The sequence below is a fragment of the Paraburkholderia sp. GAS38 genome (assembly GCF_050434965.1).
Taxonomy (GTDB): domain Bacteria; phylum Pseudomonadota; class Gammaproteobacteria; order Burkholderiales; family Burkholderiaceae; genus Paraburkholderia; species Paraburkholderia phenazinium_A.
This window is the reverse complement of record NZ_JBNDJO010000006.1, coordinates 84,925-102,714: the sequence shown is the minus strand read 5'-3', so window position 1 is coordinate 102,714 and position 17,790 is coordinate 84,925. Positions and strand designations below refer to the sequence as shown.

At 65.2% G+C, this 17,790-nt stretch carries 15 protein-coding genes; 9 read left to right on the top strand and 6 right to left on the bottom strand.

What is annotated here, in order from left to right:
- Positions 1-418 precede the first annotated feature (418 nt).
- Positions 419-1,462, top strand: a complete 1,044-nt coding sequence (locus P3T42_RS16385; RefSeq protein WP_074295742.1) for a phosphotransferase family protein — start codon at positions 419-421, stop codon at positions 1,460-1,462.
- Here the strand turns inward: P3T42_RS16385 and P3T42_RS16380 are convergent.
- Positions 1,453-2,238, bottom strand: coding sequence for a TetR/AcrR family transcriptional regulator (locus tag P3T42_RS16380; protein ID WP_074295743.1), 786 nt, complete (start codon positions 2,236-2,238; stop codon positions 1,453-1,455). The genes P3T42_RS16385 and P3T42_RS16380 overlap by 10 nt on opposite strands.
- Positions 2,239-2,346: 108 nt before the next feature.
- Here P3T42_RS16380 and P3T42_RS16375 point away from each other — a divergent pair, with 108 nt between their 5' ends.
- The 3 genes from P3T42_RS16375 (at position 2,347) to P3T42_RS16365 (ending at position 6,492) form a co-directional block, all read left to right on the top strand.
- Complete coding sequence (locus P3T42_RS16375) at positions 2,347-3,855, top strand: MDR family MFS transporter (protein ID WP_429306623.1); 1,509 nt, start codon at positions 2,347-2,349, stop codon at positions 3,853-3,855.
- A 365-nt stretch (positions 3,856-4,220) separates the two neighbouring features.
- The gene (locus tag P3T42_RS16370; RefSeq protein ID WP_429306622.1) at positions 4,221-5,255 is read left to right on the top strand and encodes a zinc ribbon domain-containing protein; all 1,035 of its coding nucleotides are present in this window, start codon (positions 4,221-4,223) and stop codon (positions 5,253-5,255) included.
- A 160-nt stretch (positions 5,256-5,415) separates the two neighbouring features.
- The gene (locus tag P3T42_RS16365; RefSeq protein ID WP_074295745.1) at positions 5,416-6,492 is read left to right on the top strand and encodes a TAXI family TRAP transporter solute-binding subunit; all 1,077 of its coding nucleotides are present in this window, start codon (positions 5,416-5,418) and stop codon (positions 6,490-6,492) included.
- Between the two features lie 17 nt (positions 6,493-6,509).
- On the opposite strand, the gene P3T42_RS16360 is transcribed toward P3T42_RS16365, so the two are convergent.
- A complete protein-coding gene (locus tag P3T42_RS16360; protein WP_429306621.1) occupies positions 6,510-7,940 on the bottom strand; it encodes a PLP-dependent aminotransferase family protein in 1,431 nt (476 codons plus the stop codon).
- 111 nt (positions 7,941-8,051) lie between these two features.
- On the opposite strand from P3T42_RS16360, the gene P3T42_RS16355 reads away from it, so the two are divergent.
- Positions 8,052-8,972 carry a DMT family transporter gene (locus P3T42_RS16355; protein WP_429306620.1) on the top strand — a complete coding sequence of 307 codons (921 nt, stop codon included), beginning with the start codon at positions 8,052-8,054 and terminating at the stop codon, positions 8,970-8,972.
- 68 nt (positions 8,973-9,040) lie between these two features.
- Here the strand turns inward: P3T42_RS16355 and P3T42_RS16350 are convergent, their stop codons facing one another.
- The 4 genes from P3T42_RS16350 to P3T42_RS16335 are packed head-to-tail and all read right to left on the bottom strand — an operon-like array spanning position 9,041 to position 13,734.
- On the bottom strand, positions 9,041-9,787 hold the full coding sequence (locus P3T42_RS16350) for an ABC transporter ATP-binding protein (RefSeq protein ID WP_429306619.1): 747 nt from the start codon (positions 9,785-9,787) through the stop codon (positions 9,041-9,043).
- Positions 9,784-10,656 carry an ABC transporter ATP-binding protein gene (locus P3T42_RS16345; RefSeq protein WP_429306618.1) on the bottom strand — a complete coding sequence of 291 codons (873 nt, stop codon included), beginning with the start codon at positions 10,654-10,656 and terminating at the stop codon, positions 9,784-9,786. The genes P3T42_RS16350 and P3T42_RS16345 overlap by 4 nt, the downstream gene beginning before the upstream one ends.
- An 11-nt stretch (positions 10,657-10,667) precedes the next feature.
- Positions 10,668-12,491: an ABC transporter permease gene (locus P3T42_RS16340; protein ID WP_429306617.1), complete on the bottom strand. Its 1,824-nt coding sequence runs from the start codon at positions 12,489-12,491 to the stop codon at positions 10,668-10,670.
- Positions 12,492-12,528: 37 nt separating this feature from the next.
- On the bottom strand, positions 12,529-13,734 hold the full coding sequence (locus tag P3T42_RS16335; protein WP_074297365.1) for an ABC transporter substrate-binding protein: 1,206 nt from the start codon (positions 13,732-13,734) through the stop codon (positions 12,529-12,531).
- A gap of 350 nt (positions 13,735-14,084) precedes the next feature.
- Here P3T42_RS16335 and P3T42_RS16330 point away from each other — a divergent pair, with 350 nt between their 5' ends.
- From P3T42_RS16330 to P3T42_RS16315, 4 genes are all read left to right on the top strand, one after another.
- A complete protein-coding gene (locus P3T42_RS16330; RefSeq protein WP_074295751.1) occupies positions 14,085-15,071 on the top strand; it encodes a LysR family transcriptional regulator in 987 nt (328 codons plus the stop codon).
- Positions 15,068-16,543: an NAD(P)-binding domain-containing protein gene (locus P3T42_RS16325; protein WP_429306616.1), complete on the top strand. Its 1,476-nt coding sequence runs from the start codon at positions 15,068-15,070 to the stop codon at positions 16,541-16,543. Before P3T42_RS16330 ends, P3T42_RS16325 begins: the two co-directional genes overlap by 4 nt.
- A 64-nt stretch (positions 16,544-16,607) precedes the next feature.
- Positions 16,608-17,180 (top strand): CMD domain protein, encoded by a 573-nt coding sequence (locus tag P3T42_RS16320; RefSeq protein ID WP_429306615.1) that lies wholly within the window; start codon positions 16,608-16,610, stop codon positions 17,178-17,180.
- Complete coding sequence (locus tag P3T42_RS16315; RefSeq protein WP_074295754.1) at positions 17,177-17,761, top strand: peroxidase-related enzyme; 585 nt, start codon at positions 17,177-17,179, stop codon at positions 17,759-17,761. Before P3T42_RS16320 ends, P3T42_RS16315 begins: the two co-directional genes overlap by 4 nt.
- Positions 17,762-17,790: the final 29 nt, after the last annotated feature.

The window sequence follows — 17,790 nt, the reverse complement described above, 5'->3', positions numbered from 1 at the left end:
GATTCGTTCTCCGATATGTCCTCCCGTGCAGCCATCCCGGCTCGCACCGTCCCTCCCGCTCATTTCCGCATCTTTCCTTGTGTTACCACGCGGTTACATTCGAGTCGCCTCGAAACAACAGTGCGCGGACCGCGCTGTAATGTCCGGCCACTCCACCACGCCCCTCTGACGCCATCACCTTACAGGTCCGGCGCAATCGCACGCCCAACCTCTTCCCAAATATTTACTGGCGTAACAGGATGGAATATCTGCGCGTTGTCGTGCGCGTTCCGGTGGGCTGTAATGAACCCGGCCCTGCATTCCCGGCGTCTGCAAGCGACATCGCGGCGCCGTGTTCAGCCCTCGCAAGCTGGCCCACGGCGGCATGCTGTCTCGTTCGCCCTGACTACCTTTCACGACTCCCGCTGGGCACGCTACATTGGCTGACACACATCATTCCCAGGACGCATCCGGCAGCGGCTTCCAGCCCGCGCAAGGCAGCGCCGATCTCGCTCAAGGCGCGGCCACTCCGGCGCCCGGCAGCACCAACCCGTCGTGGGACGTCGCCGACCTCGAAGCCGCTGCCGTGGCGCAAGCCGCCCTGAAGACCCGGGTCGTCGACGTCAGCCGTCAGTCGCTCACGGAGAGCGGTAATGCCATTTTCCGCGTGCAACTGGCCGATGGCCGGGCCGTTGCGGTGCGCATCAACCCGCGCCGCGGCATGTTCGGCTTTACGCAGCACAATCTCGACGCGCTGCGCCAACTGGGCTTGCCGGTGCCGCACGTATTGGCCTTGGGCACGACGGCCGCGCAGGGTTCGTTCATCATTCTCGAGTGGGTGCCCGGCCAGGATCTGCAGTACGAACTGGCCGGCCTGTCCGCGCAGCAGATGACACGCATTGCCGAGACGGTGGGCGACTATCAGAAGCGTGTCGCGAGCCTGCCCGAAAGCACAGGGTTCGGCTGGGCGCCGATTCGCCGGCATGCGACGACCGCCCATTGGACCGAAATCTTCGGCCTGCCCTCCACCGACGAGCCGGCCGCCGACGCGCCTGCGCTCGAGCACATCAGGGCACGCTTGCGGGCGCTGCGCCGCTCCGTCGAACCGTACTTCGCGTCGTTACGGCCAATCTGCTTTCTGGACGACATGACGGTCAAAAATGTGCTCGTCGAGCATGGCGACCTGCAGGGCATCATCGACGTCGACTTCGTCTGCTACGGCGATCCCTTGATGGCGATCGGCACGACGCTCGCGCACATTGCGGCCGACGTCGGCGAGGCCGGCCGTTTCTACGGAGACGAGCTGATTCGCCACGCGGCGCCGTCACCGGACGCGCATCGGGCCATCTACTTCTACAGCTCGCTGTGGATCACGGGCTTTCTCGCCGCGGCGCAAACCGCCGGACAGGCACAGCGCGCCGCGCAACTATTGCAGGCTGCGGACGGCATGCTGCGTGTGGCCGAGACCGACCTTCACGTCTGAGCCGGCGCGAGCCCGTGCACCAGCAACGCCACCGCGTGGCGGGCGATGTCGTCGGGCGTCAAGCTGCGCCGCACCGGATCGTTGCGCCACATCTTCGACGTGGCCAGCGGCAGGATAGTCAAACCCAGCAGCGTAAGAAACACCAGCGACGGCTCCAGATCCGCGTTGACGCGCCCCTCTTTCTGCCACTGCTCGATCCGCGCCAGGGAAGCCTTGTGATGCGTATGGCCGAAACGCTCGTGCATGCGCTGGCGTAGCAGCCCGCCCTCGCTGATCACCTCGCGCACCCACAGCGGCGGAAACCACGGATTCTCGACCGCGACCGCCACCATCCCGCGCGCCATTTGCGTGATCGCCGCCACCGGATCGTCCGGATTGGCCTCGAACGCCCCACCGATCGCCGTGCGCAACGGCAGAAAACGCTCGTCGATCAACACGTCGAGCAACTGGTCGCGCGTCTTGAAGTAGTAATGCACCATCGCCGGCGTGAAGCCGGCCTCACGGGCAATCGCCCCAAGCGAGGTATCGACGATGCCCTGGCGCGCAAACAGCGCGAGCGCCGCATCGAGCAGCCGGGCGCGCTGCTCCGGCCCGCGCGCGCTGCCGGTGGGCCGGCCGGGGCGCCGCGCGGCGAGCGGCGCAGCAGCCGGATCCTGCGTTGCAGCGGTCGGCGCGGCGCGTGCGGCAGACGCCGCGCCGGCTGCGCGCGGCGCTTTTTTCTTGCCCCCCGCTGCGGCCGCTTTGGATGGGCGCTCATCGGACGGTGGAGTCGTCATTTCGTTTCCATTTGACCAATTCTGAGATGTGACATATATTAATCGCTGAGTTAATTAATTTCAACCTGTTCCACACGCTGCAGACACCGTTCGATAGGTCCCCAATCCATGGATCAACGTACCACCACCCCAGCGGAACTCGCGACCGGCGCGGAGCATCCGCCGATTCGCCTGCTATTCACCGCCCTCCTGCTGGTGATGCTGCTTGCCGCGCTCGATCAGACCATCGTGTCGACGGCGCTGCCCACCATCGTCGGCGAGCTTGGCGGTCTGAACAACCTGTCGTGGGTCGTCACCGCCTACCTGCTGACGTCGACCATCGTCGTGCCGCTATACGGCAAGTTCGGCGACCTGTTCGGCCGCAAGGTCGTGCTGCAGGCGGCCATCGTGCTGTTCCTCGTCGGCTCCGCGCTGTGCGGGATCGCGCAAAACATGGCCCAACTGATCGTGCTGCGCGCCCTGCAGGGTCTCGGCGGCGGCGGCCTGCTGGTGGTCACCATGGCGGCCATCGCCGACGTGATCCCGCCTGCCGAGCGCGGCCGCTATCAGGGCGTATTCGGCGGCGTGTTCGGTCTCGCCACGGTGATCGGTCCGCTGCTCGGCGGCTTTCTCGTCGAGCATCTGTCGTGGCGCTGGATCTTCTACATCAACCTGCCGCTCGGCGTGCTCGCGCTCGCTGTGATCGGTGCGGTGTTCAAGCCGCACACCGCGCATATCAAGCACACCATCGACTACATGGGCGCCGCATTTCTGGCGGGCGCGCTCACCTGCATCATCCTGTTCACGAGCCAGGGTGGGACGATCCTGCCGTGGTCGTCGCCGCAATTGTGGTTCACGCTGGTGATGGGCTTCGTCTGCATCGGCGGTTTCATTTATGAAGAGCAGCGTGCGGTCGAGCCCATCATGCCACTCGAACTCTTCAGGCAACGCACCTTTTTGCTGAGCAGCCTGATCGGCTTCATCATCGGCGTTTCGCTGTTCGGCTCGGTGACGTTCATCCCGCTGTATCTGCAAGTGGTCAAAGGTTCGACGCCTTCGGAAGCCGGCATGCAGATGCTGCCGATGATGGGCGGCTTGCTGGTGATGTCGGTCGTCACCGGGCGCGTGATCAGCAAGATCGGCAAATACCGCATGTTCCCGATTGGCGGCACATTCCTTGTGGCCGTGGCGATGACCTTGCTCGCGCGCTTGCAGATCTCCACGCCGATTCATGTGATGTATCTCTACATGGGTCTCCTCGGCCTCGGTCTCGGCATGGTGATGCAGGTGTTGATTCTCGCCGTGCAGAACACCGTTGAATTCAGGCATATGGGTGTCGCCACCTCGGGGGCCACGCTGTTCCGCTCGATTGGCGGCTCGGTGGGTGTCGCGGGCTTCGGTGCGGTGTTCTCTAACGGCCTCGCCGCCCGTTTGCAAACCTTGCTTCCGCCCGACGCCGAACTGCCGCACGCACTCGGCCCTGCGGCTATCCACCAGTTGCCCGCCGCATTGCGCGACGACTATCTGCAGGCCTTTGCCGGTGCACTGCATACGGTGTATCTGTCCGCCTCGTGCGTGGTCGTGCTGGCGTTCGCGCTTGCCTGGCTGCTCAAAGATCATCCGCTGCGCAAGCACTGAATCCTGCAAGATGCGAGGCCGCGTGCAGCGTGACCGGCCTCGCCAAGCGTTTCATCCGATCAAACTCCGCGCCGCTCTCTCGCCGCCGGCAGCCTGTAAAAAATCTCCCTTTCGTTCGTTCTGCAGACATATGCGGTTTTTCGCCCGTCGCAATGTGTGTCGTCGCACACGCGGTAAGGGCGAACGTCGATTGACGTTCACTCGGAAAGCTCACATATTGTTCATGGCGACGCCGTCACTTTTTACTGTGGCAGCGCCGAACTCCAGCGCATGTGGATCGTGATTCACGCAGACATTGCATGCTGCCTCGACCACGATCTGGAGCATGCCGTAATCGGCATAGCCTATCGCAGATGGGTCACAGCATGTCCACCCAAAGTACGCCTGGCCAGAGTTTCCCCGCGCCGTGCAAGCGCTGCGGTGGTGCGTTGTATCAGCACGCCGATCTATGTCCTTACTGTGGCGCGGCTCATCCGCTCGCAACGCCGGCCCATGCGCGCTTTGGCGGCGCGGACGGCCCGCTGCATCGTCCGTTGCAGACGGGCGCCCAACCGGAGCCGGCCGTGCCGAAACTCGCTTCGCCCGACACACCGATTCCGCCGCTCAGTCACCTGCCGCTCGGTGCGCCGCTCGTGTCGCACTGGCTGCTTACGCGTGGACTGATCGCGCTTGGCGTCGTCGTACTAGCTTATGGCGGATACACGCTATTGAGCGATCGTCACACCAGCGCGCCCGCTTACGATGAGCAGGACACCAAATCAACGGCGGGTTCGATTGCACCGTATGCCGCGGATCAGACAAGCAACACGCGGGCTAGCACGGGTACCGTCAATACCTCCGCGCCACCGGCGCCGGCTGCCGTCCAGCCGGTCGTCGTTCCGCACTATCGCGACCTGCCCGACAGCCTGCGCGCGGCGCACCAGCATGCGGACGCTCATGACCTCTCCGGCGCACAGGCCGCGGTTAACGCAGCGCTCTCGATGGACCCCGACAACGCCGATGCACGAGCGATCCAGCGCGAACTGGCGCCGCTCGAGCAACGCCGCGACGCCGCGCTGCAAACAGCCAACGTATGCATCAAGGACCGCTTGTGGAACTGCGTGGAGCATAGCGCCAGCGATGCCCTCGCGATCGATAGCGGCAGCCCCGCAGCAAGATCGCTGCTGCAACGGGCGATCGTCGAAACCGGGTGGGCGCCGCTCGGCGGTCGCGCCGCGCCGCCCGCGAAAACCGCTCGCGTACCTCAGCCTCCGCAGCCCGCTCCGGCCACTCAGGTTGCGCCGCCCACAGCGGCTGCGCCTGCCGCCCCTGCTGCAGACAGCGTCGACGCGCAGGTACGCGCCATCACGCAGTCCGGCTGGCGAAACTCGCCGGCATCGGCGGCAGCGCCGGCTCAATGAGCCGTTCATTGAGCGGCGCATTCAGCCGATCACGAAGCGCGCAAGCCTTTAGGCATCTCGCAAGACGCAAGACCTGGAAGTTGCAGCACCGACTCACCGACGCTTCGTCGCGGCACGCCGCGTGAAGCCCGTTCAAAACAGACCGATAGGTGGAACGACCATGCTCAAGATCATTCTGGCGGGATGGCTCGGACTGATGCTGACGTCTTCAATCGCGCTTGCGGACAATGCGCACTACAAGATCGTCACCGGCCCCGAACGCGGCACCTATATCCAGATCGGCGCGGATCTGGCGAAATGGGTGGCCGAGCCGGTCGGCATCGACCTCGAAGTCATGCCCTCGAAGGGCTCGGCGGAGAACGTCCAGCGCATGCGTTTCGAACCGGGCGTGAAACTCGCGCTGGTGCAGTCGGACGTGTATCAGGCCTATGTCGACATGGCCAACGCCGGCAATGCCGACGCCGGCCAGGCCATCCGTCCGTTGCGGCTCATCATGCCGCTCTACGACGAGGAGATCAATTTCGTCGTGCGGGCCGACTCGCCGATCAAGACCATCAACGAGATCAAGGACAAGAACATTAGCGTAGGCCTGCTCGGCAGCGGCACGGCGCAGTCCGCCAACACGATTTATCACCTGATGTTCGGCCAGCCGATCGCCGATCAGAACGCCCAGCACCTCAGCAACGAAGATGCGCTTGCCGCGCTGATCGTCAAGAAGATCGACGTGGCGGTGATCGTGGTCGGGCAGCCCGCCAAGCTCTTCACCGACATGAACCCGGAGTTGCTGCAGCAGCTTCGTCTGCTGCGGGTCGATCCCAACGCGCCCGAATCGGCGCGCGCGAAACAGACTTATTTTCCGGCGACGATTCACACGGCCAGCTATCCGAACTGGCTGAAGGAAGACGTGCCGACCTTCACTGTGAAGGCCTTCCTCGTCACCTACGATTACGGACTGCGCGATACGGTCGTCAATCTCGATCGCTTCGCCGAGTCGTTATGTACGAACTTCGATAACCTGCAGGAGCACGGTCATCCGAAGTGGAAGCAGGTAAAGATGGAATTGCCGAGTCTCGGCAAAGGCTGGCAATACTATGCGCCGGTGGAAAAGCATCTGCGCGCCTGCGTCGCCCGTCGCGAGGCCGGCATGACGACGGCAGCGCCCGCGCAAACCGCGGACAAGGCGCCCGTCAAGTCGAATTGCACGGATGAGGCGCGAGTGCTGATGCTCTGCAAATGAGGCGGGGCAGCTCAAACTCAAACGGCCACCTGAGCGAGATCCATCGCACGTTGCAGTGCTTCGTAGGCCTTCGGCCGGTTGCACTGCGACACGTTAAAGCGCAGGAACTCCGTCGCCGATTGCGCGGCGCTAAACACATTGCCGGGCGCCAGCACCACGTTTTCCGTCAGCGCATGCCGCGCGATCTCCGCCGCATCCAGTTCAGCGGGCAAACGCGCCCAGACGAAGAGACCGGCGCGCGGCCGGGTCCACACCTCGAGGCCCGCCTGCGTCAGACGCCGGATGGTCTCGCCCATCGCGTCGGCCAGTTTCGCGCGCAGGCCTTCGAGATGCCGCCGGTACGTGCCGTCCACCAGCAGCCGATGCACCACGCTCGCCGCCAGTTGACCGTTGCCGAACGACGTCGCGAGCTTCAGGTCGATCAGCGGTTCGATCCAGTCGGCGCGTGCCGCGATGAAGCCGCAGCGCACCGCCGCCGAGAGCGTCTTCGAAAAACTGCCGATCGACACCACCCGCGCGAGTCCGTCGAAAGCGGCCAGACGCGGCGCGGGTTCGTCTTCGAAGTCGGCGAAGATGTCGTCCTCGACGATCAGCAGGTTGTGCTCGCCGGCCAGCTTCAGCAGCCGATGCGCGACCGCCGGCGCCAGCGTCGCGCCGGTCGGGTTGTGAATCGCCGAGTTCGTCACATAGAGGCGCGGGCGGTGCTCCACCAGCGCCCGCTCGAAGCTCGCCAGATCCGGCCCGGACGGCGTGTACGGCACGCTGACGATGCGGGCTCGATGCGCGCGCAGCAACGCATGGAAGTTGAAGTAGCACGGATCGTCGATCAGCACGGTATCGCCCGGTTCGAGCAGGAAGCGGCAGACGAGATCGAGCGCATGGGTGCCGCCGTCGGTGAGGATGATCTGCTCGGGCGGCGCCTCGACGCCGTGCTGGGCGAGACGCCAGGCGAGTTGCTGGCGCAGCGCGGGCAAGCCGGGCGGCGTGGCGTAATCCGCCAGCGCCGCATGCGGGTCGCGCGCCACTGCGCGCAACGCGCGGCGCACGCCGTCTTCCGGTAACCACGACGCCGGCAGCCAGCCGCAACCGGGCTTCAGCACCTTCTGCCCGGCTTCGAGCGATTGCCGCGTGAGCCACAGCGGATCGACCTGGCGGTCCAGACGCGGACCCAGATCGGCCAGCGCGAGCGGCGGCGCATGGCCGGAGACGAAAAACCCCGAACCGCGCCGCGCGACGACGGCGCCTTCCGCGACCAGCCGGTCATAGGCCTCGACCACCGTCGATTTCGACACGCCGAGCGTCTCCGTCATCATCCTGATCGACGGGACGCGGGCGCCGGGCATCAGCGAGCGGCTGGCAACGCGCTCGCGCAACGCGTCCATCACGACTTCGACGCGGGTGCGCGACGAAGCGCTGCTCGCTGGATTGTCTTTGCTGTTTTCCGCCATCTGTACTGCTCCATGTTCGGTACAGTTTGAACGAATTGTACTGATCCGTAGCTTACACTTTTGGCCGGCAAGGAGGATGCTGGATGCTTTACCCCGCAGGCGGAAATTCCAATGGTTCAACATTCCAAAAACAGCCAGCCAGGCCATAGCCGCGCCTCGAGTGGCTGGGTAAGCGGCCTCGTCGGCGTGCTGATCTTCAGCGGCTCGCTGCCGGCCACGCGCATCGCCGTGCAGGGGCTCGATCCGATCTTCCTGACCGTGGCGCGCGCAACGATTGCCGGCACGCTCGGCCTCATCCTGCTGCTCGTATTTCGCGAGACCCGTCCGGTGCGGCGCGACCTGCTGCCCTTGCTGATTGTCGCGCTCGGCGTGGTGGTCGGCTTTCCGTTGCTGACCGCCCTCGCCTTGCGCCATATCACCTCGGCGCATGCGGTCGTCTTCATCGGCCTGTTACCGCTGTCCACGGCGATCTTCGGCGTGCTGCGCGGCGGCGAGCGCCCGCAAGCGGCGTTCTGGCTGTTTTCGGCGCTCGGCAGCTGCGCGGTCGTCGCGTTTGCCGTGCGCAACGGGCTGCATGCCTCGCCGCTCGGCGACGCCCTGATGCTCGCCGCGATCGTGGCATGCGGGCTCGGCTATGCGGAAGGCGCCAGGCTGTCGCGTCATCTCGGCGGCTGGCAGGTGATCTCGTGGGCGCTGGTGCTGTCGCTGCCGGTGATGGTGCCGCTCACGTGGTGGGCATGGCCTGCTTCGTTCGCGGGCGTCAGTCAGGCCGCGTTGTGGGGGCTCGCGTATGTGTCGCTCTTCAGCATGCTGATCGGCTTCGTGTTCTGGTACCGGGGGCTCGCGCTGGGCGGCATCGCCAGCGTCGGACAACTGCAATTGCTGCAGCCGTTCTTCGGACTCCTGCTGGCCGGCGTGCTGCTGCATGAGCAGGTGCCGCCGGTGATGATCGTCGTGACGGTGATCGTGGTGGCCTGCGTGGCGGGCGCACGGCGGTTTGCGCGGGCCGTGCCGGTGCGGCAGGCTGGTTAGCGGCGTGTGGGTGGCGGGCGGTATGCCCCGCTCGCGCGCCCGCCGCTCCTGCCCTGTGCGGCGTCAGCCTAGGCAGCCGTACTCGCCGCCGCCTGTGCGTCGCCACCCAGGTACGCATCGCGAATCCGCTCGTCGCCGAGCAACGCTTGCGCCTCGCCCTGCAGCACGACGCGGCCCGTTTGCAGTACGTAACCGTAGTGCGCGATCTCCAGCGCGAGGCTCGCGTTCTGCTCGACCATGAAGAAGGTCACGCCTTGCTGGTTGATGGTGTGGATCAGCTCCAGCACCTTGTCGACGTACAGCGGCGACAGGCCCATGGTTGGCTCGTCCATGCAGATCAGCTTCGGACGGCTCATCAATGCGCGCGCCATCGCCAGCATCTGCTGCTCGCCGCCGGACAAAGTCCCGGCGCGCTGCGCGAGACGCTCCTTCACGCGCGGAAACAGGCCGAGCACCCGCTCATAGTCCTCGTTGATCGCAGGCCGGTCACGGCGCGTATACGCCCCCATCAGCAGGTTCTCGCGCACTGTCATGTCGCCGAACAGCCGTCGTGCTTCCGGCACCGAACCGACGCCGCGCCGCACGATCTGCGGCGTGGCGAGCGCGGTGATCGACTCGCCCTCGAACGTCACGTTGCCCGAGCGCGGCTTGTGCAGACCGAGGATGAGCTTCATCGTAGTCGACTTGCCGCTCGCATTGCCGCCGAGCAGGCTGACGATCTGCCCGCGCCGCACTTCGAAATTGACGTCGAAATGCACCTGGACCGGACCGTAAAACGTCTCGATGTGCTCCAGTTTCAGTAATGCTTCGCTCATGGCCGCTCTTCCTGCAATTCAGTGCGGCGTGCGCTGGTGGACTCCGAAGAGGCGCCGCCTACATTACGGTGTCCCAGGTACGCCTCGATCACGCGCGGGTCGTTGCGCACGTCGCGCGGCAGCCCTTCGGCGATCTTCTTGCCGTTATCGAGCACGATCACACGGTCCGACAGTTGCATCACCATGTCGAGCTTGTGCTCGATCAGCAGGATGGTCAGGCCGCGCTCCTTCAGTTGCTGGATCAGCACCAGCATCTCGGCGGTTTCGGATTCGTTCATGCCCGCGGTGGGCTCGTCGAGCAGCAGAAGGCGTGGATGCAAGGCCAGCGCCCGGGCGATTTCGACGCGTCGACGGTTCGCATACGACAGACTGTGAGCCGGTTGCTTCAGACGCGGCATCAACCGCTCGCCAAAACCAGCAATGATCTCGCGCACCTCGGCGCGCAAAGCTTCATCTTCACGGCGCAGCGACGCCGGGCCGATCAGCGCGCGCGCCAGTTCCGCGATTGCACCGATGACGGGCCACCCGGCACGCGTCGCGCGTAGCCGGGAGTGCGCACCCACCAGCACGTTATCCAGCACGCTCAGATTGCCGAACACGCGTCCGTGCTGAAACGTGCGCGCCAGTCCAAGCGCCGCGAGTGCATCCGGCTGCACACCGGTGACATCGCGGCCGTCGAATTGCACGCTGCCGCCATCGGGCCTGTCGAGGCCGGTAATCAGGTTGAAGAGCGTCGACTTGCCCGCGCCGTTCGGGCCGATCACGCTCACGAGTTGCCCGGCGGCGATCGACAGGTCGATCTGGTCCACGGCGGTCAGGCCGTCGAAGCGCCGCGTCACGCCGCGCACGTCGAGAAGGTTCTGGGTCATGGCGTTCTCCGTCATACGGTGCCGAGCAGGCCTTGCGGCCGGAACCGCACCAGCAGCAACAGCACGACGCCATAGATCAGCATGCGGTAGTCCGCAGCCCAGCGGAAAATCTCGGGCAGCCCGATCAACGCCACCGCGCCGACAATACCGCCCAGCACATTGCCGAGGCCGCCGAGAATCACCATGGTCAGCGCCAGAATGGAGACTTGCGAATCGAAGGTCGTGTTGTTGATATAGCTGTACAGATGCGCGGAGATGCCACCGCTGATGCCCGCTGCCAGACCGCCGAACGCGAACGCCATCGCCTTGTAGCGATTCGGCCGGATGCCGTACGAGCGCGCCGCCACTTCATCCTCGCGGATAGCGCGCAGCGTGCGGCCCAGGTGCGAACTGAGCAGACGGGTCTGCAGCAACGCGAGCACGATCAGCACCGCGAGCGCAAACCAGTACACGGCCCGCGCACTATCCGGCGCCCAGCCGAACAGCGACAGCGGCGCAATACCGCTGATGCCGAGCGGGCCGCGCGTCAGGCTGTCCCAGTTGAGAATCACGAGGCTCACCACCTCGCCGATCCCAAGCGTCGCGATCGACACATAGTGACCGCGCAAGCGGAACGCCGGATAAACCAGCAAAGTGCCGAGCGCGGCGGTAATCAGCCCGGCGCAGAGAATCGTCACCGCGGGCGACCAGCCAAGATGCAGCGACAGCAACGCCGAGGCATACGCGCCGATCAGCAGCAACGCCGCATGGCCCAGCGAAATCTGCCCGACTGTCCCTGCCACCAGCGTCAAGCTCAGCGCCAGCATTCCGTACAACCAGGCATTGGTGAGCGTTTGCAGGAGATACGACGAAGGTGCGACGAACGGCAGCGCAATTGCCGCCAGCGCGAGCGCCGCAAGCAGCGGACGCGGCAAGCGCAGCGCTTTGCCTGCCGCGAGGAAGGTGCCGGTCAACGGCTCGGACGGCAAGCGGCGGCTACGGCTGAAGAGGCCGTTAGGACGCCACACCAGGAACACCAGCAGCAGGACGAACGCAAACAGATCGCGATAGCTGGTACCGAAGATCGCCACACCGTAGCTTTCCACGAGACCCAGCAACAGGCTGCCCACGATCGCGCCCGGCACGTTGCCAAGGCCGCCGATCAGCAACGCGACCACGCCCTTGAGGGTGGCCTGAAAACCCATCGCGGGGTCGATGCTGTTGTAGTACATGCCAACCAGCAGACCGCTCACGCCGCCCAACGCGCAGGCAATCGCAAACACCGCCTGATTCACGCCGTTGACGTTGACGCCCATCTGCTGCGCGGCGTCGCGATCCTGCGCGGTGGCGCGCACGGCCCAGCCGAGCCGCGTGAAGCGCAGGAAGACATACAGCACCGCCGCCGCACCAATGCCAATGCCGGCGATCAGCAGATCCAGCGAGCCGATCGTCGCGCCGCCAATACTCACGTGCCAATCCGGCAGCGTACTCGGGACGGCGCGCGGATCGGCGCCGAAGATCAACTGCGCGGACTGGTCGAGCACGAAGCTGATGCCGATGGTCGCCAGCAACGGCGCGATACGCGCCGAGCCTTGCAACGGCCGCAGACCGATCCGCTCGATCACGATCCCCAGCAGCCCGCAACCCGCCGCCACTGCCAGCAGCGCAAGCGGCAAGGGCAAACCGAGGTGCGTGAGACACAGCCAGCCGATAAAGCCGCCGATCATATACACCGAGCCGTGCGCAAAATTGATCAGATGCGACACGCCGAAGATCAAGGCCAGCCCGACCGCCAGCAACGCATAGATGTTGCCGACGATCAGTCCGTTGATCGTATAGTCAAGCCAGGACGCCATAGCGATTCATCCAGTGCAATACGCCGTCACGCACGCGTTATTTCGATGCAAGGACCGGCTTCACACCGTCCCATTGCGTGAACTGATTGTCCTTGACGACCAGATAGACGCTCGTCGCTCCCGCCACGCGGCGGGTCTGCGGATCGAATTTCATCTGGCCGAAGATCAGGCTCGGCACGTCGTGGATCTGGCTCAGGCCGTCATGCACGGCCTGGCGCGTCACGCCGTAGCGGCGCAACAGTTCCGCGGAGAGAATCATGGCGTCATAGGCGCGTGCCGCGAAGGTGTCGGGATCGGCGTTGTACTTCGCGCGGTAGCGCTGCACGAAGTCCTGCACGGCAGGACGCTTGTCGCCGGGGAAGAAATTCGATTCGGTGTACACACCGTTCACGGCCGCGCCACCCAGTTCGAGAAATTTCGGCGAGTAGATCGAACCCACCGCGGCAATCGGCTGGGTCAAGCCGGACGAGCGCGCCTGGCGCACGATCTGCGCGCCGTCCGCGTAGTACGAAATCAGCACGATCGAATCGGGTTTCGCTTCGTTCACACGCACGAGCGTGGCGCGGAAGTCTTTCTCGTTCGGCTGATACCCTTCCGCGGCGACCACCTGGGCGCCGTTTTCGGCGGCGGCCTTGGCGAAGATGTCCTTGCTGGTGCGGCCCCAGTCCGTGTTCAGATACAGCACCGCAATGCGCTTGAAGCCGAGATCCTTCGCGGCATAGCGCGCCAGCAGCGGCTGCTCTTCGGCCTGGCTCAGCGCCGTGCTCCACATATAGTCGCCGCCCTTCGTGAAGTCAGGGTGCGAGTTGGTGAAGCCGAACTGCACCAGCTTGCCGCGCTGATAGATCGGCGAGGCGGCCATCGAGGTCGTGCTCGACAGGTCGCCCAGTTCCAGCAGGATGCGCGAGTCGCCTACAAACTTCTGCGCAATCGAAACGGCCTGCCCCGGATCGCCGCGGCTGTCCTCGAAGTCATACGCAAGCGGGCGGCCCTTGATGCCGCCCTGGCTGTTGATCTGGTCCAGCGCGAGATCGAAGCCGCGCTTCCATTGCGTGCCGTATTGGCCGTCCTGCCCCGTCAGCGGACCGCTCACGCCGACCAGATAGGGTTCGCCGGTCGCCGCTGCGGCATGCGCCGCAGTGCCGGCGGCGAGACCGGCAATGCCCCATGCCGCAGCGATCAGCGGCAGTGCCTTGAGCGCACGCAGCCACGTGCGGCGCGCCTGTTTTTTTACGTCCTTCATGATGCCCTCGACGATCGTCTTCAAAGTGCGGCCATCAAACCATGCTGAATTCCGGCTATCCAACGAAGTTTTGGGAATATGGTTATGACGTTGGGGACCAAAGGGCCTCGCCTGTGGTACGGCCTGACCAACGCCGCCAAACAACAGGCACGGCACACGCGAACGCAAGCACCTGATTAAATGGGACTTTTCCGCCACCCGAACAACCGCGGCGCGGAAAAGCGCGCCACGCTTTCGCACCCCGCGCCCATTCGCTTCGCATTTTTTCCACTGTCGATATCGGAATTGATTATATAAATCCCGCATTCAGACGCCCCTACAATGCGCAAACAGAATGGCTTGGGCGACTCATGGAGCTACATCAACTCGAAGCGTTTTCGGCGGTCATGTCTGCCGGCAGCATCACCGGTGCGGGCCGCTTGCTGGAGCGTTCGCAACCGGCGGTCACGCGGCAGATCCAGGAACTCGAAGCCGATCTCGGCTATGCGCTGTTCAACCGCAATGGACCGCGTGTCACGCCGACTCATCGCGCCTTCCTGTTGTACGAGGAAGTGGAGCGCTCGCTGATCGGCCTGAAGACCATCGAGCAACGCGCTCGCGCAATCGGCCTCGGCGAAGCGGAACCCGTGCGCATTGCCGCGACGTCTGCGCTGGCTGCCGCCATCGTGCCTTCCGCGATTGCCGCCGTGCCGCCCGACGAGAAGGTGGCGCAATTCCAGTTACGCAGCCTGTCGGCGGAGCATGTGGTGCATGAAGTGCTGACGCGCACGGCCGATATCGGCCTCGTGACGCTGCCCATCGGTCACGCGGGCCTCGAGGTGCATTGGATCGCCGAGGCGCCATGCGTGGCGATCTTTCCCGCCGGCGATCCGCTTGCCGCACAGCCGCGCATCGCGCTGCGCGATCTCGCGCAGCGGCGCATCGTCACGGTGGCGAACCGCTACCGTCTGCGTCATCGGATCGACGCCGCGTTCGCCGCCGCGCGCATTCACGCCGACGTGTTTCTGGAAACCAATGCGTCGCTCAACGCCGTAATGGCCGCTCGCGCGGGCGCCGGCGTCGCGATCGTCGATCCGGCAACGGGCCTCGGACTCGCCATCGAAGGGGTGATCGCCCGGCCGCTCGAAAGCGTGATTCCGTTCTATTTCGGCGCCGTCACGCCGGCCGGCAAACCGCGCCGCCCGGCTGTCGACGCCCTCTTGCAAGCCATTCAGGACGCGACGCTCGCATTGCTCGAAGGCGTCGTGCTGCACGACGCCAGCCAGCACGATGCGCTGTTGCAGCGCGAACTGCGCGTGTCGCGTGCCCGCCCGAAATCTTTGGAGATTCCCGCATGACGTCACTCGACGCCCTCGAACACCGTCTGCGCGAAGACCTGCGCTGGCTCGAACTGCCGCCCGCGTCATGGGTGCCGCCGCGTTTCGTGGATCAAGCGCGCGTGCTCGATGTCGCGATCATCGGCGGTGGCATGGCGGGCCTGACGGCTTCGGCGGAACTGCGCTGGCTCGGCATCGACAATCAGCAGGTATTCGACCGCGCGCCGACCGGCGGCGAAGGTCCATGGGTCACCTATGCACGCATGGAAACGCTGCGCTCGCCGAAGACGCTGACCGGTCCAGCGCTGCGTCTGCCGGCGCTGACCTTCCGCGCCTGGTACGAAGCGCAGTTCGGGCGCCCGGCATGGGACGCGCTCTACAAGATTCCCCGGACGCAGTGGATGGATTATCTGCGCTGGTATCGCAAGGTGCTGGCGTTGCCGGTGCAAAACCACACGGCGTTGGTCGCGTTGCGCACGCGCGACGACGGCCTGCTCGCGCTCGATCTCAACACGCAGGGCACGCAGCGCACGGTGCTGGCGCGGCATGTGGTGCTCGCCACCGGCCGCGACGGCCTTGGCGGTCCTTACGTACCGGACTTCGCGCAGCGCGTCGCGTCCCGCCTGTGGGCCCATTCCGCCGATGCGATCGATTTCGAGGCGCTCCGTGGCAAGCGCGTCGGCGTCGTGGGCGCGGGCGCATCCGCCTTCGACAATGCGGCGACTGCGCTGGAAACGGGCGCTGCCAGCGTCGATCTGTTCATTCGCCGCAGCGATATTCCGCGCATCAACAAACTGACCGGTATCGGCAGTCCGGGGCTCGTGCACGGCTTCGCCGATCTCGACGACGCTTCGAAATGGCGCTTCCTGCATTACTCGCTGGCTTCGCAGACCCCGCCGCCGCGCGACAGCGTGCTACGGGTTTCGCGCCACGAGAACGCGCGCTTTCATCTCGGCAGTCCCGTCATTGCGTTGGAAGAACATGCGGATGGGCTCGAAGTGACCACGCCGAAGGGCCGCTATACGTTCGACTTCCTGATCTTCGCCACCGGCTTCCATTCGGATATCTCGACGCGTCCCGAGTTCGCGCAGTTCGCGCCCTACGTGCGCCGCTGGAAAGACCGCTATCGCGCCGACCCGGCCTTGCCGATGGAGGAACTCGCGGAGTCGCCGGATCTCGGTGCCGCGTATGTGTTCCAGGAGCGCGAACCGGGCACCTGCGCCGCGCTTGCGCAGATCCACTGCTTCAATCATGCGGCGAGCCTGAGTCACGGCAAGCTGTCGGGCGACATTCCGGCCATCAGCGAAGGCGCGCAGCGGCTCGCGCGCGGCATCGCCAGCCGTCTGTTCGATGCGGACCGCGAGCGGCATTACGACTCGCTGGTTGCCTTCGCCACCGCGGAACTGCAAGGCGACGAATGGACCGATGCCGATGCCGACACATCGCCCGCTGCCGAATCGCCCCCTGCCGTGCCGCTGCATCAACAGGACTGATCCGCTGCATTGAATCATCGTGAAGTATTTTGCATACCTGAATTCCCTTTGAAACGGAGCCTCCATGGCTGAGCTTTCTTCTTCCACCGGACCCACGCACGACACGATCGACGTGCTGGCCGGATTGCGCGCCGACAGCGCGATTGCCGCCATCCGGCACGCACGCGACAAGGTCGTGACCCACACCCAGCGCAGCGAAGAGGCGCTGTTCGACCCGGCGCTGCCGGATCTGCCGTTGCGCGAGCGCCTGTTCGCCGCCTGGTACGTGGCGCACCTGTCGCGTGCAGACGAACTGGCCGACACCTACGCCGGCCGGCTGATCGCTGCAGGAGCCGGCTCGAGCACCCGCAACGCGCCGCTCGCGGACACGCTGGCCGCCATCGAAGCGGGCACGCTCGACGTGACGTCCCACACACGCCTGATCGCCATTCTCGCGCACGTGAAGCTGCTCACGCTGACGCCCGTCGACGCGCGCCCGCACCATCTGCAGGCTCTCGAACAGGCCGGTCTTTCGACGCGCGGCATCGTCGCACTGTCGCAACTGATTGCGTTCGTCACCTATCAATTGCGGGTTATCGCGGGCCTCAAGGCGCTCCGCGACGCCCAGACCCCGCTCGCGCCGCAGGAGGCAGCATGAGTCAGTCGCACGGTTTTACCTTCGATACGCTGGGCTGGCGCGCATGGCTCGATACGGTAAAGCTTGACGAGGCCACGCCCGAGCAGGTCGCGGTCCTCGAAGAAAGCCACCCGCACGCCAAGACCTCCGACTACTACCTGTTGCTCGTGCAGCAGGCCGAGATCCTGCGGCAACGCTCCGGCGTGTTCAACGCCATCATGTATGCCTCCGGCGGCTTGCCGCGCGCGGAGCGCGAACTGGCGAGCACCGTGGTTTCGCGCGTCAATGGCTGCGTGTACTGCGCGTCGGTACACGCACAACGTTTCGGACAACTGGCGAAGCGCACGGACGCCATCGAGCAGGTTTTCGAGGATCCCGCCACTGCCGGCACCACCGGGCGTGAACGCGCCATCATCCGCTACGCGATCGAACTGACCGAGCATCCCGACGCCGTGGATGCCGAGGCCATCAAGCGGCTCGCCGCGCACGGGCTCACCGAGGCGGAGATTCTCGACCTGACGCATGCGATCGCGATCTTCGCGTGGGCGAACCGGCTGATGCTGACGCTGGGCGAACCGGTGTTTCCGGCGCAAAACGGCTGACGCCGCAAGGCGGGACGTAGCCGCCCAGC